This window comes from Flavobacterium sp., from assembly GCF_035760125.1.
GTDB lineage: Bacteria > Bacteroidota > Bacteroidia > Flavobacteriales > Flavobacteriaceae > Flavobacterium.
This window is the reverse complement of record NZ_DASTTN010000021.1, coordinates 1-19292: the sequence shown is the minus strand read 5'-3', so window position 1 is coordinate 19292 and position 19292 is coordinate 1. Positions and strand designations below refer to the sequence as shown.

General features: G+C 34.1%; 31 protein-coding genes. 30 read left to right on the top strand and 1 reads right to left on the bottom strand.

Going from position 1 to position 19292, the window contains the following annotated elements:
• The 30 genes from rplB to ctlX all read left to right on the top strand — a co-directional run.
• Window positions 1-742: 50S ribosomal protein L2 (rplB, locus tag VFS71_RS00980; protein WP_326398795.1), on the top strand; the 742-nt coding region annotated here is incomplete at its 5' end.
• A gap of 6 nt (window positions 743-748) precedes the next feature.
• The gene (rpsS, locus tag VFS71_RS00975) at window positions 749-1027 is read left to right on the top strand and encodes a 30S ribosomal protein S19 (RefSeq protein ID WP_035637298.1); all 279 of its coding nucleotides are present in this window, start codon (window positions 749-751) and stop codon (window positions 1025-1027) included.
• A 6-nt stretch (window positions 1028-1033) separates the two neighbouring features.
• Window positions 1034-1447 carry a 50S ribosomal protein L22 gene (gene rplV / locus VFS71_RS00970; protein ID WP_007803631.1) on the top strand — a complete coding sequence of 138 codons (414 nt, stop codon included), beginning with the start codon at window positions 1034-1036 and terminating at the stop codon, window positions 1445-1447.
• Between the two features lie 5 nt (window positions 1448-1452).
• Window positions 1453-2208, top strand: coding sequence for a 30S ribosomal protein S3 (rpsC, locus tag VFS71_RS00965; RefSeq protein ID WP_077377764.1), 756 nt, complete (start codon window positions 1453-1455; stop codon window positions 2206-2208).
• 19 nt (window positions 2209-2227) lie between these two features.
• On the top strand, window positions 2228-2653 hold the full coding sequence (rplP, locus tag VFS71_RS00960) for a 50S ribosomal protein L16 (protein WP_100433326.1): 426 nt from the start codon (window positions 2228-2230) through the stop codon (window positions 2651-2653).
• Between the two features lie 13 nt (window positions 2654-2666).
• Window positions 2667-2858, top strand: a complete 192-nt coding sequence (gene rpmC / locus VFS71_RS00955) for a 50S ribosomal protein L29 (RefSeq protein WP_035668115.1) — start codon at window positions 2667-2669, stop codon at window positions 2856-2858.
• Window positions 2859-2875: 17 nt separating this feature from the next.
• Window positions 2876-3136, top strand: a complete 261-nt coding sequence (gene rpsQ, locus VFS71_RS00950; RefSeq protein ID WP_026707010.1) for a 30S ribosomal protein S17 — start codon at window positions 2876-2878, stop codon at window positions 3134-3136.
• 2 nt (window positions 3137-3138) lie between these two features.
• Window positions 3139-3507, top strand: a complete 369-nt coding sequence (rplN, locus tag VFS71_RS00945) for a 50S ribosomal protein L14 (RefSeq protein ID WP_007803649.1) — start codon at window positions 3139-3141, stop codon at window positions 3505-3507.
• 11 nt (window positions 3508-3518) lie between these two features.
• On the top strand, window positions 3519-3833 hold the full coding sequence (rplX, locus tag VFS71_RS00940; RefSeq protein WP_035668111.1) for a 50S ribosomal protein L24: 315 nt from the start codon (window positions 3519-3521) through the stop codon (window positions 3831-3833).
• Between the two features lie 2 nt (window positions 3834-3835).
• Window positions 3836-4387 (top strand): 50S ribosomal protein L5, encoded by a 552-nt coding sequence (gene rplE / locus VFS71_RS00935; protein ID WP_077377755.1) that lies wholly within the window; start codon window positions 3836-3838, stop codon window positions 4385-4387.
• Window positions 4388-4390: 3 nt separating this feature from the next.
• Complete coding sequence (rpsN, locus tag VFS71_RS00930; protein ID WP_035637316.1) at window positions 4391-4660, top strand: 30S ribosomal protein S14; 270 nt, start codon at window positions 4391-4393, stop codon at window positions 4658-4660.
• Between the two features lie 160 nt (window positions 4661-4820).
• Entirely contained in the window at window positions 4821-5219 is a 399-nt protein-coding gene (gene rpsH, locus VFS71_RS00925) for a 30S ribosomal protein S8 (protein ID WP_077377752.1), read from the top strand.
• 18 nt (window positions 5220-5237) lie between these two features.
• Window positions 5238-5780: a 50S ribosomal protein L6 gene (gene rplF, locus VFS71_RS00920; protein WP_326398793.1), complete on the top strand. Its 543-nt coding sequence runs from the start codon at window positions 5238-5240 to the stop codon at window positions 5778-5780.
• 11 nt (window positions 5781-5791) lie between these two features.
• Window positions 5792-6142, top strand: a complete 351-nt coding sequence (rplR, locus tag VFS71_RS00915; RefSeq protein ID WP_116797192.1) for a 50S ribosomal protein L18 — start codon at window positions 5792-5794, stop codon at window positions 6140-6142.
• A 3-nt stretch (window positions 6143-6145) separates the two neighbouring features.
• Window positions 6146-6670: a 30S ribosomal protein S5 gene (gene rpsE / locus VFS71_RS00910; protein WP_116797193.1), complete on the top strand. Its 525-nt coding sequence runs from the start codon at window positions 6146-6148 to the stop codon at window positions 6668-6670.
• A 12-nt stretch (window positions 6671-6682) separates the two neighbouring features.
• Complete coding sequence (rpmD, locus tag VFS71_RS00905) at window positions 6683-6865, top strand: 50S ribosomal protein L30 (RefSeq protein ID WP_026706255.1); 183 nt, start codon at window positions 6683-6685, stop codon at window positions 6863-6865.
• 11 nt (window positions 6866-6876) lie between these two features.
• Window positions 6877-7329 carry a 50S ribosomal protein L15 gene (rplO, locus tag VFS71_RS00900; RefSeq protein ID WP_100433332.1) on the top strand — a complete coding sequence of 151 codons (453 nt, stop codon included), beginning with the start codon at window positions 6877-6879 and terminating at the stop codon, window positions 7327-7329.
• Window positions 7330-7342: 13 nt separating this feature from the next.
• Window positions 7343-8689, top strand: coding sequence for a preprotein translocase subunit SecY (gene secY / locus VFS71_RS00895; protein WP_326398792.1), 1347 nt, complete (start codon window positions 7343-7345; stop codon window positions 8687-8689).
• Window positions 8690-8692: 3 nt separating this feature from the next.
• Entirely contained in the window at window positions 8693-8908 is a 216-nt protein-coding gene (infA, locus tag VFS71_RS00890) for a translation initiation factor IF-1 (RefSeq protein ID WP_007136545.1), read from the top strand.
• Window positions 8909-8920: 12 nt separating this feature from the next.
• The gene (ykgO, locus tag VFS71_RS00885; protein ID WP_002987490.1) at window positions 8921-9037 is read left to right on the top strand and encodes a type B 50S ribosomal protein L36; all 117 of its coding nucleotides are present in this window, start codon (window positions 8921-8923) and stop codon (window positions 9035-9037) included.
• Between the two features lie 2 nt (window positions 9038-9039).
• Entirely contained in the window at window positions 9040-9414 is a 375-nt protein-coding gene (rpsM, locus tag VFS71_RS00880; RefSeq protein WP_064716171.1) for a 30S ribosomal protein S13, read from the top strand.
• Window positions 9415-9422: 8 nt separating this feature from the next.
• Complete coding sequence (gene rpsK, locus VFS71_RS00875; RefSeq protein ID WP_024981527.1) at window positions 9423-9806, top strand: 30S ribosomal protein S11; 384 nt, start codon at window positions 9423-9425, stop codon at window positions 9804-9806.
• A gap of 91 nt (window positions 9807-9897) precedes the next feature.
• Entirely contained in the window at window positions 9898-10503 is a 606-nt protein-coding gene (gene rpsD / locus VFS71_RS00870; RefSeq protein ID WP_326398791.1) for a 30S ribosomal protein S4, read from the top strand.
• Window positions 10504-10524: 21 nt separating this feature from the next.
• Window positions 10525-11517, top strand: coding sequence for a DNA-directed RNA polymerase subunit alpha (locus tag VFS71_RS00865; RefSeq protein ID WP_035637337.1), 993 nt, complete (start codon window positions 10525-10527; stop codon window positions 11515-11517).
• Window positions 11518-11553: 36 nt separating this feature from the next.
• Window positions 11554-12042 (top strand): 50S ribosomal protein L17, encoded by a 489-nt coding sequence (rplQ, locus tag VFS71_RS00860; protein WP_326398790.1) that lies wholly within the window; start codon window positions 11554-11556, stop codon window positions 12040-12042.
• A gap of 289 nt (window positions 12043-12331) precedes the next feature.
• Window positions 12332-13435 (top strand): glutamine-hydrolyzing carbamoyl-phosphate synthase small subunit, encoded by a 1104-nt coding sequence (gene carA / locus VFS71_RS00855; protein ID WP_326398789.1) that lies wholly within the window; start codon window positions 12332-12334, stop codon window positions 13433-13435.
• A 118-nt stretch (window positions 13436-13553) separates the two neighbouring features.
• The gene (gene eno, locus VFS71_RS00850) at window positions 13554-14846 is read left to right on the top strand and encodes a phosphopyruvate hydratase (RefSeq protein WP_326398788.1); all 1293 of its coding nucleotides are present in this window, start codon (window positions 13554-13556) and stop codon (window positions 14844-14846) included.
• Window positions 14847-15000: 154 nt separating this feature from the next.
• Window positions 15001-16275 (top strand): citrate synthase, encoded by a 1275-nt coding sequence (locus VFS71_RS00845; protein WP_326398787.1) that lies wholly within the window; start codon window positions 15001-15003, stop codon window positions 16273-16275.
• Window positions 16276-16349: 74 nt separating this feature from the next.
• Window positions 16350-17264: a dimethylarginine dimethylaminohydrolase family protein gene (locus tag VFS71_RS00840; RefSeq protein ID WP_326398786.1), complete on the top strand. Its 915-nt coding sequence runs from the start codon at window positions 16350-16352 to the stop codon at window positions 17262-17264.
• 67 nt (window positions 17265-17331) lie between these two features.
• Complete coding sequence (ctlX, locus tag VFS71_RS00835; RefSeq protein WP_326398785.1) at window positions 17332-18267, top strand: citrulline utilization hydrolase CtlX; 936 nt, start codon at window positions 17332-17334, stop codon at window positions 18265-18267.
• Between the two features lie 91 nt (window positions 18268-18358).
• On the opposite strand, the gene VFS71_RS00830 is transcribed toward ctlX, so the two are convergent.
• Window positions 18359-18988, bottom strand: coding sequence for a MarC family NAAT transporter (locus tag VFS71_RS00830; protein ID WP_326398784.1), 630 nt, complete (start codon window positions 18986-18988; stop codon window positions 18359-18361).
• Window positions 18989-19292: the final 304 nt, after the last annotated feature.

Genomic DNA, 19292 nt, shown 5'->3' with positions numbered 1-19292 from the left:
GCCGGAACGCTCTTTGATAGCGCCGATAAAAAACTCTGGAGGTAGAAATAGTCAAGGAAAGATGACCATGCGTTATACGGGTGGTGGTCACAAGCAGAGATATCGTATTATTGATTTCAAACGTACAAAAGAAGCAATTCCAGCTACGGTGAAATCTATTGAATACGATCCAAATCGTACTGCGTTTATCGCTTTATTAGCTTATGCTGATGGTGAGAAAACTTATATTATTGCTCAAAACGGATTGAAAGTTGGACAGAAAGTAGTTTCTGGACCAGAATCTCAACCCGAAATTGGTAATACTTTACCTTTAAGCAGAATTCCTTTGGGAACTGTTATATCTTGTATTGAATTGAGACCAGGACAAGGAGCTGTAATTGCTCGTTCTGCTGGAACATTTGCTCAATTAATGGCAAGAGATGGAAAATATGCAACAATTAAAATGCCTTCAGGAGAAACAAGATTAATCTTGTTGACTTGTTCGGCTACAATTGGAGCAGTTTCTAATTCAGACCACCAATTAGTTGTATCTGGAAAAGCAGGTAGAACAAGATGGTTAGGAAGAAGACCTAGAACAAGACCTGTTGCAATGAACCCTGTCGATCACCCAATGGGTGGTGGTGAAGGACGTTCTTCTGGTGGACATCCACGTTCAAGAAATGGAATACCAGCTAAAGGTTATAGAACTCGTTCTAAGAAAAACCCGAGTAACAAGTATATCGTAGAACGTAGAAAGAAATAATAAGATATGGCACGTTCATTAAAAAAAGGACCTTTCGTTCATTATAAGTTAGACAAGAAAGTTGCAGAAAACATAGCAGGTGGAAATAAAGGAGTTGTTAAGACATGGTCTAGAGCTTCTATGATTACTCCAGACTTCGTTGGACAAACTATCGCAGTTCATAACGGTCGTCAATTTGTACCAGTTTACGTAACAGAAAACATGGTAGGACACAAATTAGGAGAATTTTCACCAACTAGATCTTTTAGAGGTCATGCTGGAGCAAAAAATAAAGGTAAAAAATAAGAAGCAATGGGAGTTCGTAAAAGAGAAACAGCAGATGCGAGAAAAGAGGCTAATAAGTCTATAGCTTTCGCAAAATTGAATAACTGCCCTACTTCACCTAGAAAAATGCGCTTAGTAGCGGACTTGGTAAGAGGTCAGAAGGTAGAAAGAGCACTTAACATATTAAGATTCAGTTCGAAAGAAGCTTCAAGAAAATTAGAAAAACTATTATTATCTGCTATCAATAACTGGGAGCAAAAAAATAGTGAAGGTAATCTTGAAGAAGCTGGATTATTTGTTAAAGAAATCCGTGTAGATGGTGGAATGATGTTGAAAAGACTTCGTCCAGCTCCACAAGGTAGAGCACACAGAATAAGAAAACGTTCTAATCACGTGACAATCGTGTTAGGAGCTATCAATAACACACAAAGCAATTCTTAAGCAGCATGGGACAAAAGACAAATCCAATTGGAAATAGACTTGGTATCATCAGAGGATGGGACTCAAACTGGTATGGTGGAAATGATTACGGTGATAAATTAGCCGAAGATTATAAAATCAGAAAGTATATCCATGCTCGTTTATCAAAAGCTAGTGTATCAAAAGTAATCATCGAGAGAACTTTGAAACTTGTAACCGTTACTATCACTACTGCTAGACCTGGTATTATTATTGGGAAAGGTGGACAAGAGGTAGACAAGTTGAAAGAAGAACTTAAGAAAATTACTGACAAAGAGGTTCAAATCAACATCTTTGAAATTAAAAGACCTGAACTTGACGCGTATCTAGTTGCTACAAGCATCTGTCGTCAAATCGAAAGCAGAATTTCTTACAGACGTGCAATCAAAATGGCTATTGCTGCTTCTATGCGTATGAACGCTGAAGGTATCAAAGTTTTGATTTCTGGTCGTTTGAATGGTGCTGAGATGGCTCGTTCAGAGGGTTTCAAAGAAGGTAGAATTCCTCTATCAACTTTCAGAGCCGATATTGATTATGCTTTGGCTGAAGCTCATACTACTTATGGTAGAATGGGTATCAAAGTATGGATCATGAAAGGTGAAGTTTATGGAAAGAGAGATCTTTCTCCACTTGCTGGAATGGATAAAAAACAACCAGGTGGTGGTAAAGGTGGAGATTCTCCTAGAGGAGACAGAAAGCCTTTTAATAAAGGTGGAAAACCAGACGCTCGTAAACGAAAGTAAATTTTTAAACTAAAGAAAAATGTTACAGCCTAAAAGAACAAAATACCGTAAGGTACAAAAAGGTAAAATGAAAGGAAATTCTCAAAGAGGACATGAACTTTCTAATGGAATGTTTGGTATTAAATCTGTACATGAAGATGGAATGTTCTTAACTTCTCGTCAAATCGAAGCTGCGCGTATTGCTGCAACTCGTTTCATGAAGAGAGAAGGACAATTATGGATCAAAATATTTCCAGACAAACCAATTACTAAGAAGCCTCTTGAGGTACGTATGGGTAAAGGTAAAGGTGCCGTTGAATATTGGGCTGCCGTTGTTAAACCCGGAAGAATTATGTTTGAAGTTGGAGGAGTTCCTTTATCAGTTGCAAAAGAGGCATTACGTCTTGCGGCTCAAAAGCTTCCAGTAAAAACTAAATTCGTTATTGCTAGAGATTTCGAAGCATAATCTATATTATATTATGAAACAATCAGAAATAAAAGATCTTTCTGCAGCGGAGTTGCAAGAAAAACTTAGCCAGACTAAGAAGGCATATGCCGACCTAAAAATGGCTCACGCTATTTCTCCAATTGAGAACCCACTTCAAATTAGAAGTGTAAGAAGAACAGTTGCAAGATTAGCTACAGAACTTACTAAAAGAGAGTTACAATAATTGTATTCTGCTGAAAGATGGAAGAAAAAAGAAATTTAAGAAAAGAAAGAGTTGGGGTTGTTACTTCAAACAAAATGGATAAATCCATTGTGGTTGCTCAGGTAACTAAAGTAAAACACCCATTATACGGTAAGTTCGTGTTGAAAACAAAGAAATTTGTTGCACATGACGAAACAAACGACTGTAACATAGGAGATACTGTAAGAATTAGCGAAACGCGTCCTTTGAGTAAATCAAAATGTTGGAGATTAGTTGAAATCCTAGAAAGAGCTAAATAATTATGGTACAACAAGAATCAAGACTAAAAGTAGCAGATAACACGGGAGCAAAAGAAGTTTTAACTATCCGTGTTTTAGGAGGTACCAAAAGAAGGTATGCCTCTGTTGGAGACAAGATTGTAGTATCTATAAAAGACGCAACACCTAACGGAAACGTTAAAAAAGGTGCTGTTTCAACTGCAGTTGTTGTACGTACCAAAAAAGAAGTAAGAAGAGCTGATGGTTCTTATATCCGTTTCGATGATAATGCATGTGTTCTTTTGAATGCTGCAGGGGAAATGAGAGGAACTCGTGTTTTTGGTCCGGTAGCAAGAGAACTTCGTGAAAAACAATTCATGAAAATTGTATCATTAGCACCAGAAGTGCTTTAATTCGTTTTAAGATGATAAAGCTAAAAATAAAATCAGGAGACATCGTAAGAGTAATTGCTGGAGACCATAAAGGTGCTGAAGGTAAAGTTTTACGTGTTTACCGTGAGAAAAACAAAGCAATTGTTGAAGGTGTAAACATGGTTTCTAAACATACGAAACCTAGTGCAAAAAGCCCTCAAGGTGGTATTGTAAAGAAAGAAGCTTCTATTCAAATTTCTAATATATCTTTAATTGATCCTAAAACTAAGGAAACAACAAGAGTAGGTATTAGAGTTGAAGGAGATAAGAAAGTAAGATTTTCAAAAAAATCTAATCAAGTACTATAGTAATGGCATATATACCTAGACTAAAAGAAGAATATAAGAGTAGAGTTATCTCTGCTCTTAAAGAAGAATTCGGTTACACAAACGTAATGCAAGTTCCAAAATTGGAAAAAATCGTTTTGAGTAAAGGAGTTGGTGCAGCAGTATCTGATAAAAAATTGATTGACTATGCAGTTGATGAATTAACTAAGATAACTGGACAAAAAGCAGTATCTACTATCTCTAAGAAAGACGTTGCGTCTTTCAAATTGAGAAAAGGGATGCCTATTGGAGCAAAAGTTACTTTGCGCGGTGAAAGAATGTATGAGTTTTTGGATAGACTTATTACTTCTGCTTTACCACGTGTTAGAGATTTCAGTGGTATTAAAGCTACTGGTTTTGACGGTAGAGGAAACTATAATCTTGGTGTTTTAGAGCAAATCATTTTCCCAGAAATTGATATTGACAAAGTAAATAAAATATCTGGAATGGACATTTCTTTTGTAACTACTGCAAAAACAGACAAAGAAGCAAAGTCATTGTTGGCTGAATTAGGTTTACCTTTTAAAAAGAATTAAGATATGGCTAAAGAATCAATGAAAGCCCGTGAGGTGAAAAGAGAAAAAACGGTAGCAAAGTACGCTGAGAAAAGAAAAGCTTTATTAGAAGCTGGAGATTACGAAGGTTTACAAAAATTGCCGAAAAATGCTTCACCAGTTCGTTTGCACAACCGTTGCAAATTAACAGGAAGACCTAGAGGGTATATGCGTCAATTCGGAATTTCACGTGTAACTTTCCGTGAAATGGCTAATAATGGACTAATTCCAGGTGTTAAAAAAGCAAGCTGGTAATAAATATTATTTGCGATTTTGATATTTCAACAGATAGTTGTAAGTTTGCCGGATTTTTGTCGGTAAATTGACAACTATCTGTTGATTAATTAATGAGTTTAATGGTTTCAGGTTCTTGCGGATGGTCCGACAAGAATACCAAAACCGCAATTTTATACATATGTATACAGATCCAATTGCAGATTATTTGACGAGAGTTAGAAACGCTGTGGCTGCAAACCACAAAGTTGTCGAAATTCCAGCATCTAATCTAAAAAAAGAAATAACAAAGATCTTATTTGATCAAGGTTATATCTTAAGTTACAAATTTGAAGACAACGCTGTTCAGGGGTCTATCAAAATTGCTTTGAAGTATGATAAAGATACTAAAGAGCCTGTAATCAAAGATATCCAAAGAATTAGTAAACCAGGTTTACGTAAGTACGCAGGTGCTTCTAAAATACCGAGAATCCTTAATGGATTAGGAATTGCTATTGTTTCAACTTCAAAAGGGTTGATGACAGGAAAACAAGCCAAGCAATTAAATGTTGGTGGAGAAGTAATTTGTTACGTATACTAATTTTAAAGACTATATAAGATGTCAAGAATAGGTAAAAGCCCAGTAACAATACCAGCTGGTGTAACTATTACAGTTGCCGATGGTGTTATTACGGTAAAAGGAAAAAACGGTCAACTTACACAGGAGTTTTCGGACGTAACTGTAACGGTTGAAGGAGATCAAGTTCTAGTAGAAAGATCTTCTGATCATAAAGACCAAAGAGCAAAACACGGGTTGTACAGATCATTAATCAATAATATGGTTATTGGTGTAACAGAAGGTTTTACAAAATCTTTAGAATTGGTTGGAGTTGGTTATAGAGCTTCAAATCAAGGTCAAAAGTTAGATTTGGCACTTGGGTTCTCTCACAATATTGTTTTAGAAGTAGCTCCAGAGGTAACTCTTGAAACTATATCTGAAAAAGGTAAAAACCCAATTGTAAAATTAACATCATTAGATAAACAACTTTTAGGTCAAGTTGCGGCAAAAATTAGAGGTTTCCGTAAGCCTGAGCCGTACAAAGGAAAAGGTGTTAAATTTGTAGGTGAAGTATTAAGAAGAAAAGCAGGTAAATCAGCTTAAAAAATAAGATTATGTCATTAACAAAACCTGAAAGAAGACAACGTATTAGATTCAGAATTAGAAAAACGATTAGTGGTACTGCTACTAACCCGAGACTATCTGTTTTTAGAAGTAACAAAGAAATTTACGCTCAATTGATTGATGATGTAAACGGAGTTACTATATTAGCTGCTTCTTCAAGAGAAAAAGAAATTGGAAAAGGTACGAATCTTGAAGTGGCAACTGCAGTTGGGAAACTAGTAGCAGAGAAAGCTTTAAAAGCTGGTATTGAAGTGATAACTTTCGATAGAGGAGGTTATTTATATCACGGTCGTATTAAATCATTAGCGGAAGGCGCAAGAGCTGCTGGACTTAAATTCTAATATATTATGTCTAAATACAAAAATATAGAGTTAGTAAAACCAAGTGGTCTTGAATTAAAAGATCGTTTGGTGAGTGTGAATCGTGTTACTAAGGTTACAAAAGGGGGTAGAGCTTTCGGTTTTTCTGCTATTGTAGTTGTAGGTGATGAAAATGGAGTTGTAGGTCATGGATTAGGAAAATCTAAAGACGTTTCTGAAGCAATTGCGAAAGCAGTAGAAGATGCAAAGAAAAATCTTGTGAAAATTCCTTTGAATGGACAATCAGTTCCTCACGAACAAAAAGGTAAATTTGGTGGTGCACGTGTATTCTTAATTCCTGCCTCTCATGGTACAGGAGTTATTGCTGGTGGAGCTGTTCGTTCAGTTCTTGAATCAGTAGGAATTCATGATGTATTATCTAAATCACAAGGATCTTCAAATCCTCACAACGTAGTGAAAGCAACTTTTGATGCTTTATTACAAATGAGAAGCGCTTACACTGTTGCAAAACAAAGAGGTGTTTCTTTAGAAAAAGTTTTTAAAGGTTAATTCAAGGAAATTATGGCTAAATTATTAGTAAAACAAGTTCGAAGCAAAATCAACTGTCCTCTTACTCAAAAAAGAGGTTTGGAAGCTTTAGGCCTACGTAAAATGGGACAAGTTGTAGAGCATGATTCAAATCCTGCTATCCTTGGGATGATAAATAAAGTTAAACACTTAGTTTCTGTTGAAGAAGCTAAATAACAAATACTGTTATGAATTTAAGTAACTTACAACCTGCTGAGGGTTCTACACACAATCAAAACAAAAGATTAGGTAGAGGTGAAGGTTCTGGTAAAGGTGGTACCTCCGCAAGAGGACACAAAGGAGCAAAATCTCGTTCTGGTTATTCTAAAAAGATTGGTTTTGAAGGTGGGCAAATGCCACTTCAAAGACGTGTACCTAAGTTTGGTTTCACTAACATCAATCGTAAAGAATACGAAGGTGTTAATCTTGATACTCTTCAATTATTAGTTGATAATGGAGTAATTACAGATACTGTTGATATGACAGTTTATGTAGCTAATCGTCTTGCTACCAAAAATGAAATCGTTAAGATTTTAGGTAGAGGAGAATTGAAAGCAAAATTAAAAGTAACTGCTCACAAATTTACTGCTACTGCAAAAGCTGCTATCGAAGCTGCTGGCGGAGAAGCTGTAATCATGTAATATTACAATTAAGATGAAGAAATTTATTGAATCAATAAGTAATGTTTGGAAAATAGAAGAACTAAAAAATAGAATTTTAATTACTTTAGGTCTACTTCTTGTTTATCGTTTTGGAGCACATGTTACGCTTCCTGGAATTGACGCAACTCAATTAACAGGGCTAGCTGGGCAAACAAAAAATGGATTAGGATCTATTCTAGACATGTTTACCGGAGGTGCATTTTCTAAAGCTTCAGTTTTTGCTTTGGGAATTATGCCTTATATTTCTGCATCTATTGTTGTGCAACTTATGGGAATTGCGATTCCTTATTTGCAAAAACTTCAGAGTGATGGAGAGAGTGGTAGAAAAAAAATCAATCAAATTACCCGTTGGTTAACTATTGTTATAACTTTAGTGCAAGGACCAACTTATATCTACAATCTTTACAGAACTTTGCCTAGTTCAGCTTTTATTTTAGGATTTAACTCTTTTGAATTTTTATTTTCTTCAGTTGTAATTTTGGTTACTGGTACAATTTTTGCCATGTGGTTGGGAGAAAAAATAACTGATAAAGGAATTGGAAACGGGATTTCCCTTTTGATAATGGTTGGTATTTTGGCTAGGTTGCCACAAGCTTTTATACAAGAATTCACAACAAGAGTAACTAACAACAATGGTGGGCCAATGTTATTGGTTGTTGAAATCATTATTTGGTTACTTGTGATAATATCTTGTGTATTATTAGTAATGGCAATTAGAAAAATTCCAGTACAGTATGCTCGTCGTACGACATCTGGTGATTTCGAGCAAGATATGATGGGTGGTAACAGACAATGGATTCCATTAAAGCTTAATGCAGCGGGTGTAATGCCTATAATATTTGCACAGGCTATTATGTTTATTCCTGCAGCTGTTGCTGGTTTGTCTAAATCAGATGCTTCTCAATCTGTTGTTGGTGCTTTTAGTAATATGTTCGGTTTTTGGTATAATTTTGTTTTTGCAACATTAATTGTTGTATTCACTTTCTTTTATACAGCAATTACAGTTCCTACTAACAAGATGTCTGATGATTTAAAGAGAAGTGGCGGTTTTATACCTGGTATTAGACCAGGTGTTGAGACTTCTGATTATCTTGACAAAGTGATGTCTTTAATAACTTTTCCAGGATCTTTATTTCTTGCTTTGATAGCTGTGTTCCCAGCAATTGTTGTAAGTCTTATGGATGTTCAACAATCTTGGGCTATGTTTTTTGGAGGGACTTCATTGATAATTATGGTTGGAGTTGCAATAGATACTATTCAACAGATTAATTCATACTTGTTGAATAAGCATTATGATGGTTTGATGAAAAGTGGTAAAAATAGAAAAGCAGTAGCTTAACTTATGGCAAAACAATCAGCAATAGAACAAGACGGATCAATCATTGAGGCATTGTCTAATGCGATGTTCCGTGTAGAGTTAGAAAATGGACATATTGTAATCGCTCATATTTCTGGAAAAATGCGTATGCATTACATCAAATTATTACCTGGTGATAAAGTGAAACTAGAAATGAGTCCTTATGATTTGTCAAAAGCAAGAATTACTTATAGATATTAAAGGATATTCACTATGAAAGTTAGAGCATCAGTAAAAAAGAGAAGTGCCGAGTGCATTATCGTACGCAGAAAAGGAAGATTATACGTAATCAACAAAAAGAATCCTAGATTTAAACAAAGACAAGGATAATTATGGCAAGAATAGCAGGGGTAGATATCCCAAAAAATAAGAGAGGTGTTATAGCACTTACCTACATCTTCGGATTAGGAAAAAGTAGAGCTATTGAGATTTTAGAAAAAGCTCAAGTTAGCCAAGATAAAAAAGTTCAAGATTGGAATGATGACGAAATCGGAGCAATTCGTGAAGCCGTATCAGCATTTAAAATTGAAGGTGAATTACGTTCTGAAGTTTCTTTGAACATCAAACGTTTAATGGATATTGGATGTTATAGAGGTATTCGTCATAGATCTGGTCTTCCATTAAGAGGACAAAGAACTAAAAACAACTCTAGAACAAGAAAAGGTAAAAGAAAAACTGTTGCGAACAAGAAAAAAGCAACTAAATAATAAGTAATATGGCTAAAGCAACTGCAAAAAAACGTAAAGTTATCGTTGAATCAACGGGTGAAGCTCATATTTCTGCTACCTTCAATAACATCATCATTTCTTTGACTAACAAAAAAGGTGAAGTTATTTCTTGGTCTTCAGCTGGTAAAATGGGTTTCAGAGGTTCTAAAAAGAACACTCCATACGCAGCTCAAATGGCAGCAGAAGATTGTAGTAAAGTAGCTCTTGAGGCTGGACTTAAAAAAGTAAAAGTTTATGTTAAAGGACCAGGAAACGGACGTGAGTCTGCTATCCGTTCTTTGCATAATGGTGGAATTGAAGTTACAGAGATTATCGATGTTACTCCAATGCCTCACAATGGATGTCGTCCTCCAAAAAGACGTAGAGTTTAATACTCAAAATAATTATAGTATAACCTAGATTGAAAATAGATTATCGAAGGATAAGACCTGAATTCATAATCTCAATCTTAAACAATTTAAAATGGCAAGATATACTGGTCCTAGTACAAGAATCGCTCGTAAATTTGGCGAGGCAATTTTCGGAGACGATAAAGCTTTCGAAAAAAGAAATTATCCACCTGGACAACACGGGATGGCTAAAAAAAGAGGAAAAAAATCTGAGTATGCTGTTCAGTTAATGGAAAAGCAAAAAGCTAAATATTCTTATGGAATTTTAGAAAAACAATTCAGAAATTTATTCGAAAAAGCATCAGCTACTAAAGGTGTAACTGGTGAAGTATTGTTACAATTATGTGAAGCTAGATTAGACAATGTTGTTTTTAGAATGGGTATTGCTCCTTCTAGAAGAGGTGCTCGTCAAATCGTTTCTCACCGTCACATTACTGTAAATGGAGAAAATGTAAATATTCCTTCTTATCACTTGAAACCAGGTGATGTAGTTGCTGTTCGTGAAAAATCTAAATCTTTAGAGGCTATCGAACGTTCTTTGTCTAATTCAAGTCATGTTTATGAGTGGATTACTTGGAATAATGAAACTAAACAAGGTACATTTGTAAGTGTTCCTGCTAGACTTCAAATTCCAGAAAACATTAAAGAACAATTAATCGTAGAGTTGTACAACAAATAATAATTGACTTAGTCGAAATTTATGGCAATATTTAATTTTCAGAAGCCCGATAAAGTTATCATGATCGATTCAACCGATTTTGAAGGTAAATTTGAATTTAGACCTTTAGAACCTGGATATGGATTGACCGTTGGTAATGCACTTAGAAGAGTTTTGCTTTCAGCATTAGAAGGTTATGCAATTACATCTGTTCGTATAGAAGGTGTAGATCATGAGTTTTCTACTATTTCAGGAGTTGTTGAGGATGTTACCGAAATTATTCTTAATCTTAAACAAGTACGTTTCAAACGTCAAATTGAAGATATAGATAATGAATCAGTTACTATTTCTGTTTCAGGTAAAGATCAATTGACAGCTGGTGATTTTCAAAAATTTATTTCAGGTTTCCAAGTTTTGAATCCAGAGCTTGTTATCTGTAATTTAGATAGTAAAATTAAACTGAATTTCGATTTAACTATCGAAAAAGGTAGAGGATATGTTCCTGCTGAAGAGAACAAAAAACAGAATGCTGCAATAGGAACTATTTTTACTGACTCAATTTTTACTCCTGTAAAAAATGTGAAGTATGCAATTGAAAACTTCCGTGTAGAGCAAAAAACAGATTATGAAAAATTGGTTTTTGAAATTAAAACTGATGGTTCAATCAATCCTAAAGATGCTCTTACTGAAGCTGCAAAAGTTTTAATTCACCATTTCATGTTGTTTTCTGATGAAAGAATTACACTAGAGGCTGACGAAATTGCACAAACAGAATCTTATGATGAGGAGTCATTACACATGAGACAATTGCTTAAAACTAAGCTTGTTGATATGGATCTTTCTGTTAGAGCATTAAATTGTTTGAAAGCGGCTGAAGTTGATACACTTGGTGATTTAGTATCGTTCAATAAAAATGACCTAATGAAATTCCGTAATTTCGGTAAAAAATCTTTAACTGAGCTAGACGAACTAGTAGCGATTAAGAATTTGACCTTCGGTATGGATTTAGCAAAATACAAACTAGATAAAGAATAATCTAATCCCGCTTGCGGGGTTAAATTTCATAAAGCAATGAGACACGGAAAAAAATTCAATCACTTAAGCAGACAGACTGCACATAGAAGTTCTATGTTGGCAAATATGGCTTGTTCTCTTATCGAGCACAAACGTATTAACACTACTGTTGCTAAAGCTAAAGCGCTTAAACAATTCGTTGAGCCGCTTATAACAAAATCAAAATCTGATACTACTCACAATCGTCGTATCGTTTTTGCTTACTTACGTAGTAAATATGCAGTAACTGACTTGTTCAGAGACGTTGCAGCGAAAGTAGGAGACCGTCCAGGAGGATACACACGTATCATTAAAGTTGGAAATCGTTTAGGAGATAATGCTGATATGGCAATGATCGAATTGGTAGATTTCAATGAACTTTACAACGGAGGTAAAAAAGAAGTTAAAAAAGCAAAAAGCCGTCGTGGTGGAAAAGCTAAAAAAGCAGACGAAGCTGTTGAAGCTCCAGCTGCTGAGGCAGAACCTACAACTGACGCAGCTGAATAATTATGAAAATAATCGTTCGATAATAATCAAGGATAAGCTATTTATAGTTTATCCTTTTTTTTTGATTTTTTATAAATAAAATAATCAATTATTGTTTCAGTTATTGATTATTAATTAAAATGGGGATGTTGTAGTTTAGTTTTTTAGAATATTTTATTCTGTCTTTTTTAAACATTTTGCGGTCATTTTGTTACTCTCTATTGTTGAGTTTTAAATAGCCTTAATTATTCCTGAAAAACGTTGCGTCCACTGTTTTAAAAATTTAAATTTGCACAATATTAAATTACACATGAAATATACAACACGAAAAAGCGCTATTCTTTTATTAAGTGACGGAACCATATTCCACGGTAAATCAATTGGAATAAGCGGAAAAACTTTTGGGGAAGTTTGTTTTAATACAGGTATGACTGGATATCAAGAGATTTTTACTGATCCTTCTTATTTTGGTCAATTGATGGTTGCAACAAACGCTCATATTGGAAATTATGGGGTAAATGACAAGGAGATTGAATCTAGTAGTATAAAAATTGCTGGTTTGATTTGTAAAAATTTTAGTTTTAATTATTCTAGAGTTGATTCATCAGGAAGTTTGGAAAATTATTTTACTAAGCAAAATTTGATTTGTATCTCAGATGTTGATACACGTGCTCTGGTAAGTTACATACGTGATAATGGTGCTATGAACGCTGTTATTTGTACAGATGATACTCCTATTGAAGAATTGAAAAAGCTATTAGCTGAAGTGCCTGACATGGAGGGATTAGAGTTAGCCTCTAAAGTGTCCACACTTGAGCCATATTTTTACGGAGATGAAAACGCAACGTATAAAATTTCGGCTTTAGATTTAGGTATAAAGGAAAATATCCTGCGAAACTTAGCTAAAAGAGATTGTTATATTAAGGTTTTTCCATATAATGCGAGTTACGCAGAATTAGCTTCTTTCAATCCTGATGGGTTTTTCTTGTCAAATGGTCCTGGGGATCCAGATCCATTGGATAGTGCTATAGAAGTAGCAAAAGAGATTATTCAAAACGACAAGCCTTTATTTGGTATTTGTTTAGGGCATCAAGTTATTGCTTTGGCAAATGGTGTTTCTACATACAAAATGTTTAATGGGCACAGAGGAATTAATCATCCTGTGAAAAACATAATAACAGGTAGAGGAGAAATTACTTCTCAAAACCATGGATTTGCTGTAAATAAGGAAGAACTTGATAATCACCCTGATTTAGAAATTACACATTTACATTTGAATGATGGAACTGTTGCTGGTATGAGAATGAAAAATAAAAATTGTTTTTCTGTACAATATCACCCGGAAGCAAGTCCAGGACCGCACGATTCTTCTTATCTTTTTGATCAGTTTATTGAAAATATCAAATCTGTATAAGACTAAAACGTTATCGTTAATAAATAAAAGGATATTAACGATTTTGGAATAAAGACTTATGAATTTTTTTACTTAATTTTGAGTAAAATACAAATTAATAACATAAAAAATAAGAATAATGAGTATTATTGTTAAAATTCACGCAAGACAAATTTTCGATTCGAGAGGAAATCCTACAGTAGAAGTAGATGTAGTAACGGAAAATGGAGTTTTAGGTAGAGCTGCTGTTCCGTCAGGAGCATCGACAGGTAAATTCGAAGCCGTTGAATTACGTGATGGAGGAAAATCTTTCTTAGGAAGAGGCGTTTTAAAAGCTGTTGAAAATGTAAATACGAAAATTGCTGAAGAATTAGTTGGAACATCAGTTTTTGAACAAAACTTGATTGACCAAGTAATGATTGATTTGGATGGCACACCAAACAAAGCAAACTTGGGAGCAAATGCTATTCTTGGAGTTTCTCTTGCTGTTGCAAAAGCGGCTGCTAATGAATTGGGATTGCCTTTATATAGATATGTAGGTGGTGTTTCTGCAAATACATTACCTGTTCCTATGATGAATATCATCAATGGAGGTTCACATTCTGATGCGCCTATTGCATTTCAGGAATTTATGATTTTTCCGGTAAAAGCAACTTCTTTTACTCATGCTATGCAAATGGGTACTGAGATTTTTCACAATCTTAAAAAAGTATTGCACGATAGAGGTTTGAGTACTGCTGTTGGTGACGAAGGAGGTTTTGCTCCAAACTTAGCTGGTGGAACAGAAGATGCTTTAGATACTATCAAATTGGCAGTTGAAAAAGCAGGTTATTCTTTTGGAGATGAAATCATGGTGGCTTTAGATTGTGCTGCGTCAGAATTTTATGTTGATGGAAAATACGATTATTCTAAATTTGAAGGTGCAACTGGAAAAGTTAGAACTTCTGCTGAACAAGTAGATTATTTAGCTGAATTAGCAGCTAAATATCCAATTATTTCTATTGAGGATGGAATGGATGAAAATGACTGGGATGGATGGAAATTATTGACCGAAAAAATTGGCAATAAAGTTCAATTGGTTGGAGATGATTTGTTTGTGACTAATGTAGAGCGTTTGTCAACTGGAATTGAAAAAGGAATTGCAAATTCAATTTTGATAAAAGTAAATCAAATTGGTACTTTGACTGAAACAATTGCTGCAGTTAATATGGCTAAAAATGCTGGTTATACATCTGTAATGTCTCACCGTTCTGGAGAGACAGAAGATAATACGATTGCTGATTTGGCGGTTGCATTAAATTGTGGTCAAATTAAAACGGGATCTGCTTCACGTTCTGATCGTATGGCAAAATACAACCAATTATTAAGAATCGAAGAGGAATTAGGGAATTCTGCATATTTTCCTGGAAAAAAGGCATTCAAAATAAAGTAATTGTAATGAATTTGTAGTAATTGAGCCATTCGTCATAGACGAATGGCTTTTTTATTGAATTTTTAACAAATTCAATGTTCAATTAGTTTTTAATTTAATGTGGAATTCCTTAGATTTGGTAAATTATAAATTAAATTTTATTTCATAAAAAAATATGTCAAAAATAGCAATATTAGAAATTGATGGCAATAAATTTGAGCTTCCCGTAATTGTTGGGAGTGAGAATGAGGCTGCTGTTGATATTAGTAAATTACGAGATATGTCAGGCGTAATTACTCTTGATCCAGGTTATAAAAATTCTGGTTCTTGTAAAAGTGAAATTACCTTTTTGGATGGTGAACTTGGAATTTTACGTTATAGAGGGTATTCAATTGAAGAATTAGCTGAGAAATCTCATTTTTTAGAAGTTTCATATTTAATAATTTTTGGAGAATTGCCTTCTGCGGAAAGATTAGAGCAATTTGAAAATGACATTCGAAAATTCACTATAGTGAGTGAAGAAATGAAGATTATTTTGGATGGTTTTCCAAGAACAGCTCACCCTATGGGAGTATTATCTGCTTTGACAAGTGCTTTGACTGCTTTTAATCCTAAATCAGTAGATGCAGATAATGAAAAAGATATGTATGATGCAGTTTGTAAAACTATTGCTAAATTTTTAGTTATTGCTACTTGGACTTATAGAAAAAGTATGGGATATCCTTTGAATTATTATGATAATACAATAGGATATGTTGAGAACTTTATGAATTTAATGTTTAAGTTACCTAATGGACCTTACAGTGCAGATCCTATTGTTATAGATGCATTGGATAAATTATTTATTCTTCATGCTGACCACGAACAAAACTGCTCTACATCGACTGTAAGAATGGTAGGTTCTTCGCATGCTGGCCTTTTTGCTTCGATATCTGCAGGGGTATCAGCTTTATGGGGGCCATTACATGGTGGTGCAAACCAAGCTGTGCTTGAAATGTTAGAAGAAATTCATGCCACTGGAGGCGATGCAGATAAGTATTTGGCGAAAGCTAAAGATAAAAATGATCCTTTCAGATTAATGGGATTTGGTCATAGAGTTTATAAAAACTTTGATCCAAGAGCTAAAATAATCAAGAAAGCGGCTGATGAAGTACTTGCGACTTTGGGAGTAAATGATCCAATTCTTGAAATTGCTAAAAAATTAGAAGTTTCTGCATTGGAAGATGAGTATTTCAAGTCAAGAAATCTATACCCAAATGTTGACTTTTATTCCGGTATAATTTACAGAGCATTAGGAATTCCAACTGATATGTTTACCGTATTATTTGCAATTGGTAGATTACCAGGTTGGATAGCTCAATGGAAAGAAATGAGAGAGAACAAAGAACCAATCGGAAGACCAAGACAGATATATACTGGGTATCCTTTGAGAGAATATGTTAAATCATAAATCTTAAAATAGATTATTAAAGCTTCACTTTACGGTGGAGCTTTTTTTTTTTATCTTTGGCAAAAGTTATAGAAATGCTAGAATTAAACATAAATAATGAGACCTCAAGATTGAGGTTAGTGGTGTTAGGTTCTGCTGTTAACAATGGTCCGACACCAAAGGCGGAAGAAGCATATGATCCTAAATCTTTAGAGCATATTTTAGCCAATACCTACCCAATAGAGGCTGATATGGTTGTTGAAATGGAAGCCTTTAATTCAGTATTTCAAAAATATGGAGTAACTGTTTTACGTCCAGAAATGATTGAAAATTACAATCAGATATTTACTAGAGATATTGGTTTTGTAATAGATGATATTTTTGTTAAATCAAATATTTTGCCTGATCGCGACCGAGAATTGGATGCTATTCAATATGTAATTGATCAAATGAATCCAGCAAAAGTAGTTCGTCCTCCAGAAGAAGTTCATATTGAGGGAGGCGATGTAATGCTTTGGAATGATTATATTTTTGTAGGGACCTACAAGGGGAGTGACTATGCTAGTTATATAACTGCAAGAACCAATAAGCAAGGAGTGAAATTTTTAAAAGATTTATTTCCGAATAAAATTGTAAAAGATTTTGATTTGGTTAAATCAAGAATTGAAGCTCGCGATAATGCTTTGCATCTTGATTGTTGCTTTCAGCCAGTAGGAAAAGACAAAGGGATTATATATAAAAGAGGATTTAGGGAAGAAGCAGATTATATGTTTCTAGTAAATCTTTTTGGAAAAGAAAACTTGTTTCATATTACACGCGATGAAATGTATAATATGAATTCCAATGTATTTTCGATAGATACAAATGTTGTTGTTTCTGAAAAGAATTTTACAAGATTAAATAATTGGCTTCGAGCTAATGGGTTTACAGTAGAGGAAATTCCGTATGCAGAAATTGCAAAACAAGAAGGATTATTGCGATGTTCTACTTTGCCATTAATTAGAGATTAACAATTCGTTTTGGGTTTTATTGTTTAACTTTAGGCAATTGATTTTGGAACGATAAAACTATAAGAATATGAAACAAACAACAAACTCCATTTTGATGATTCGGCTAGTTGCATTCCGTATGAATGAGCAAACGGCAGTGAATAATTATTATCAAAAAGTTTTAGATGGTCTTTTGCCAGCAACAGTAAATGCAAAAGCGCAACAGGAATTTGATGTTTTTGTTGAGAAGCTTCGCTCGGTTGGGGTGGATGTAACGGTGGTCGATGATAAAGAAAATTCGGACACACCAGATAGTATTTTTCCAAACAATTGGATTTCTTTTCATGAGAACGGGGATGTAGCGTTATATCCTATGTTTGCTGAAAATCGTCGTTTAGAACGCCGTGAAGATATTTTGGATACATTGGAAGAGAAAGGATTTGTAATCGATAATATTATGGATTATACTTCTGCTGAAGAAGATGGTTTTTTCTTAGAAGGAACGGGAAGTTTATTATTGGATAGAGAAAACGGAAAGGCTTATTGTGCTCTTTCTCCAAGAGCTGATGAAGAGTTGTTTATTGAGTTTTGTGAAGATTTTGAATTTACACCTGTTATTTTTGAAGCCTTTCATACTGTTAATAACGAACGAAAGCTGATTTATCACACCAATGTAATGATGTGTCTTGGTGAGACTTTTGCGGTTATTTGTGCTGATTGTATCGACGACAAAAAAGAGCGAAAAATGGTTCTCGAAAGCCTTAAAGGAGATGAAAAAGAAATCATTTTGATTACCGAAGAGCAAGTGAATAATTTTGCAGGAAATATGCTTGAAGTAAAAGGTGCCGATGATAGAAGGTATTTAGTAATGAGTGCTTCGGCTCATCAAAGTTTGACCAAAAAACAAATTGCTCAATTAGAAGAACATGTGACAATTTTGAGTTCAAGTTTAGATACTATTGAAGCTTGTGGTGGAGGAAGTGCCCGTTGTATGATGGCAGAGATTTTCTTGCCGAGAGAATAAAAAAGATAAATTTTTAAAATAAAAAGTCCAAATTCCAATTGCTTACAATGATTGGAATTTGGGCTTTTTTTATTGGTAATATTTTTTGGAATTACATTAAATTACCTTTAATAATATTGATAAGAGCACTTACGATGTATTGGATACCAATTGCAATAACTATAAAACCAACAATTCTTGAAATTGCTACAATACCAGAGGCTCCAAGTATTTGGGCTAGATAATGTGCACTTCTTAGGATGATAAAAATTGCAATCGCGATTGCAAATATTGCCAGTGAAGCAATTATAAGTTCGTTAGTGGAATTATGTTCTTGGTAAAATGCAATTAATAAGGATATAGAACCAGGACCTGCAAGCATAGGTATAGCCAAAGGGGTCAAGGCAATGTCATTTCTTTTTTGGGCATCTGTTTCTATCTTTTTATTGATACCTCGCTTTTTATTGAATTTCCCAGAAAGTAATGAAAAACCAGAACTCACAATTATTAAACCACCAGCAATTCGCAGGGAATCAATACTAATGCCAAAAAAACTCAAAACATATTTTCCAATAAAAAACGAAATGATAAGGATTAAAAATACATTTATGGAAGTCCATAATGAAATTCTTGAACATTCTTGTTTGGAATCGCCTTGAGTTAGACCTACAAAGATTGGTACGGTTCCAATGGGATTTAAAACAGAAAATAATGCAACAAATAAGTAAATAAATAAATCCATTCAGTTTTGGTTTTTTGATTGTAAAATTACGAATTTATGTATAAATAAGTTTAAACAAGAGTTATCTAATTGTTTATTTCAATAAATACAGGAACCAATTACAGAATTAATTAAAAGGTGTAATGATTAATGACTATTTCTAGGTTTATGGCAACTATTTAGTTAGAGCTTAATCCTTTTTGATTACTTTTGCAGCTTATATTGATTTAAAATGACAAAAAATAAAAAAACCTTAGTTCTTGGAGCAACTGCTAAACCAGAAAAAGCAGCATTCAAGGCTATTGAGATGTTGGTTGCCAAAGGG

Excerpts from the sequence above, each read along its gene's own strand:
- rpsS (WP_035637298.1), top strand. The coding sequence starts at position 749 with ATGGCACGTTCATTAAAAAAAGGACCTTTCGTTCATTATAAGTTAGAC.
- rplV (WP_007803631.1), top strand. The coding sequence starts at position 1,034 with ATGGGAGTTCGTAAAAGAGAAACAGCAGATGCGAGAAAAGAGGCTAAT.
- rpsC (WP_077377764.1), top strand. The coding sequence starts at position 1,453 with ATGGGACAAAAGACAAATCCAATTGGAAATAGACTTGGTATCATCAGA.
- rplP (WP_100433326.1), top strand. The coding sequence starts at position 2,228 with ATGTTACAGCCTAAAAGAACAAAATACCGTAAGGTACAAAAAGGTAAA.
- rpmC (WP_035668115.1), top strand. The coding sequence starts at position 2,667 with ATGAAACAATCAGAAATAAAAGATCTTTCTGCAGCGGAGTTGCAAGAA.
- rpsQ (WP_026707010.1), top strand. The coding sequence starts at position 2,876 with ATGGAAGAAAAAAGAAATTTAAGAAAAGAAAGAGTTGGGGTTGTTACT.
- rplN (WP_007803649.1), top strand. The coding sequence starts at position 3,139 with ATGGTACAACAAGAATCAAGACTAAAAGTAGCAGATAACACGGGAGCA.
- rplX (WP_035668111.1), top strand. The coding sequence starts at position 3,519 with ATGATAAAGCTAAAAATAAAATCAGGAGACATCGTAAGAGTAATTGCT.
- rplE (WP_077377755.1), top strand. The coding sequence starts at position 3,836 with ATGGCATATATACCTAGACTAAAAGAAGAATATAAGAGTAGAGTTATC.
- rpsN (WP_035637316.1), top strand. The coding sequence starts at position 4,391 with ATGGCTAAAGAATCAATGAAAGCCCGTGAGGTGAAAAGAGAAAAAACG.
- rpsH (WP_077377752.1), top strand. The coding sequence starts at position 4,821 with ATGTATACAGATCCAATTGCAGATTATTTGACGAGAGTTAGAAACGCT.
- rplF (WP_326398793.1), top strand. The coding sequence starts at position 5,238 with ATGTCAAGAATAGGTAAAAGCCCAGTAACAATACCAGCTGGTGTAACT.
- rplR (WP_116797192.1), top strand. The coding sequence starts at position 5,792 with ATGTCATTAACAAAACCTGAAAGAAGACAACGTATTAGATTCAGAATT.
- rpmD (WP_026706255.1), top strand. The coding sequence starts at position 6,683 with ATGGCTAAATTATTAGTAAAACAAGTTCGAAGCAAAATCAACTGTCCT.
- rplO (WP_100433332.1), top strand. The coding sequence starts at position 6,877 with ATGAATTTAAGTAACTTACAACCTGCTGAGGGTTCTACACACAATCAA.
- secY (WP_326398792.1), top strand. The coding sequence starts at position 7,343 with ATGAAGAAATTTATTGAATCAATAAGTAATGTTTGGAAAATAGAAGAA.
- infA (WP_007136545.1), top strand. The coding sequence starts at position 8,693 with ATGGCAAAACAATCAGCAATAGAACAAGACGGATCAATCATTGAGGCA.
- ykgO (WP_002987490.1), top strand. The coding sequence starts at position 8,921 with ATGAAAGTTAGAGCATCAGTAAAAAAGAGAAGTGCCGAGTGCATTATC.
- rpsM (WP_064716171.1), top strand. The coding sequence starts at position 9,040 with ATGGCAAGAATAGCAGGGGTAGATATCCCAAAAAATAAGAGAGGTGTT.
- rpsK (WP_024981527.1), top strand. The coding sequence starts at position 9,423 with ATGGCTAAAGCAACTGCAAAAAAACGTAAAGTTATCGTTGAATCAACG.
- rpsD (WP_326398791.1), top strand. The coding sequence starts at position 9,898 with ATGGCAAGATATACTGGTCCTAGTACAAGAATCGCTCGTAAATTTGGC.
- VFS71_RS00865 (WP_035637337.1), top strand. The coding sequence starts at position 10,525 with ATGGCAATATTTAATTTTCAGAAGCCCGATAAAGTTATCATGATCGAT.
- rplQ (WP_326398790.1), top strand. The coding sequence starts at position 11,554 with ATGAGACACGGAAAAAAATTCAATCACTTAAGCAGACAGACTGCACAT.
- carA (WP_326398789.1), top strand. The coding sequence starts at position 12,332 with ATGAAATATACAACACGAAAAAGCGCTATTCTTTTATTAAGTGACGGA.
- eno (WP_326398788.1), top strand. The coding sequence starts at position 13,554 with ATGAGTATTATTGTTAAAATTCACGCAAGACAAATTTTCGATTCGAGA.
- VFS71_RS00845 (WP_326398787.1), top strand. The coding sequence starts at position 15,001 with ATGTCAAAAATAGCAATATTAGAAATTGATGGCAATAAATTTGAGCTT.
- VFS71_RS00840 (WP_326398786.1), top strand. The coding sequence starts at position 16,350 with ATGCTAGAATTAAACATAAATAATGAGACCTCAAGATTGAGGTTAGTG.
- ctlX (WP_326398785.1), top strand. The coding sequence starts at position 17,332 with ATGAAACAAACAACAAACTCCATTTTGATGATTCGGCTAGTTGCATTC.
- VFS71_RS00830 (WP_326398784.1), bottom strand. The coding sequence starts at position 18,988 with ATGGATTTATTTATTTACTTATTTGTTGCATTATTTTCTGTTTTAAAT.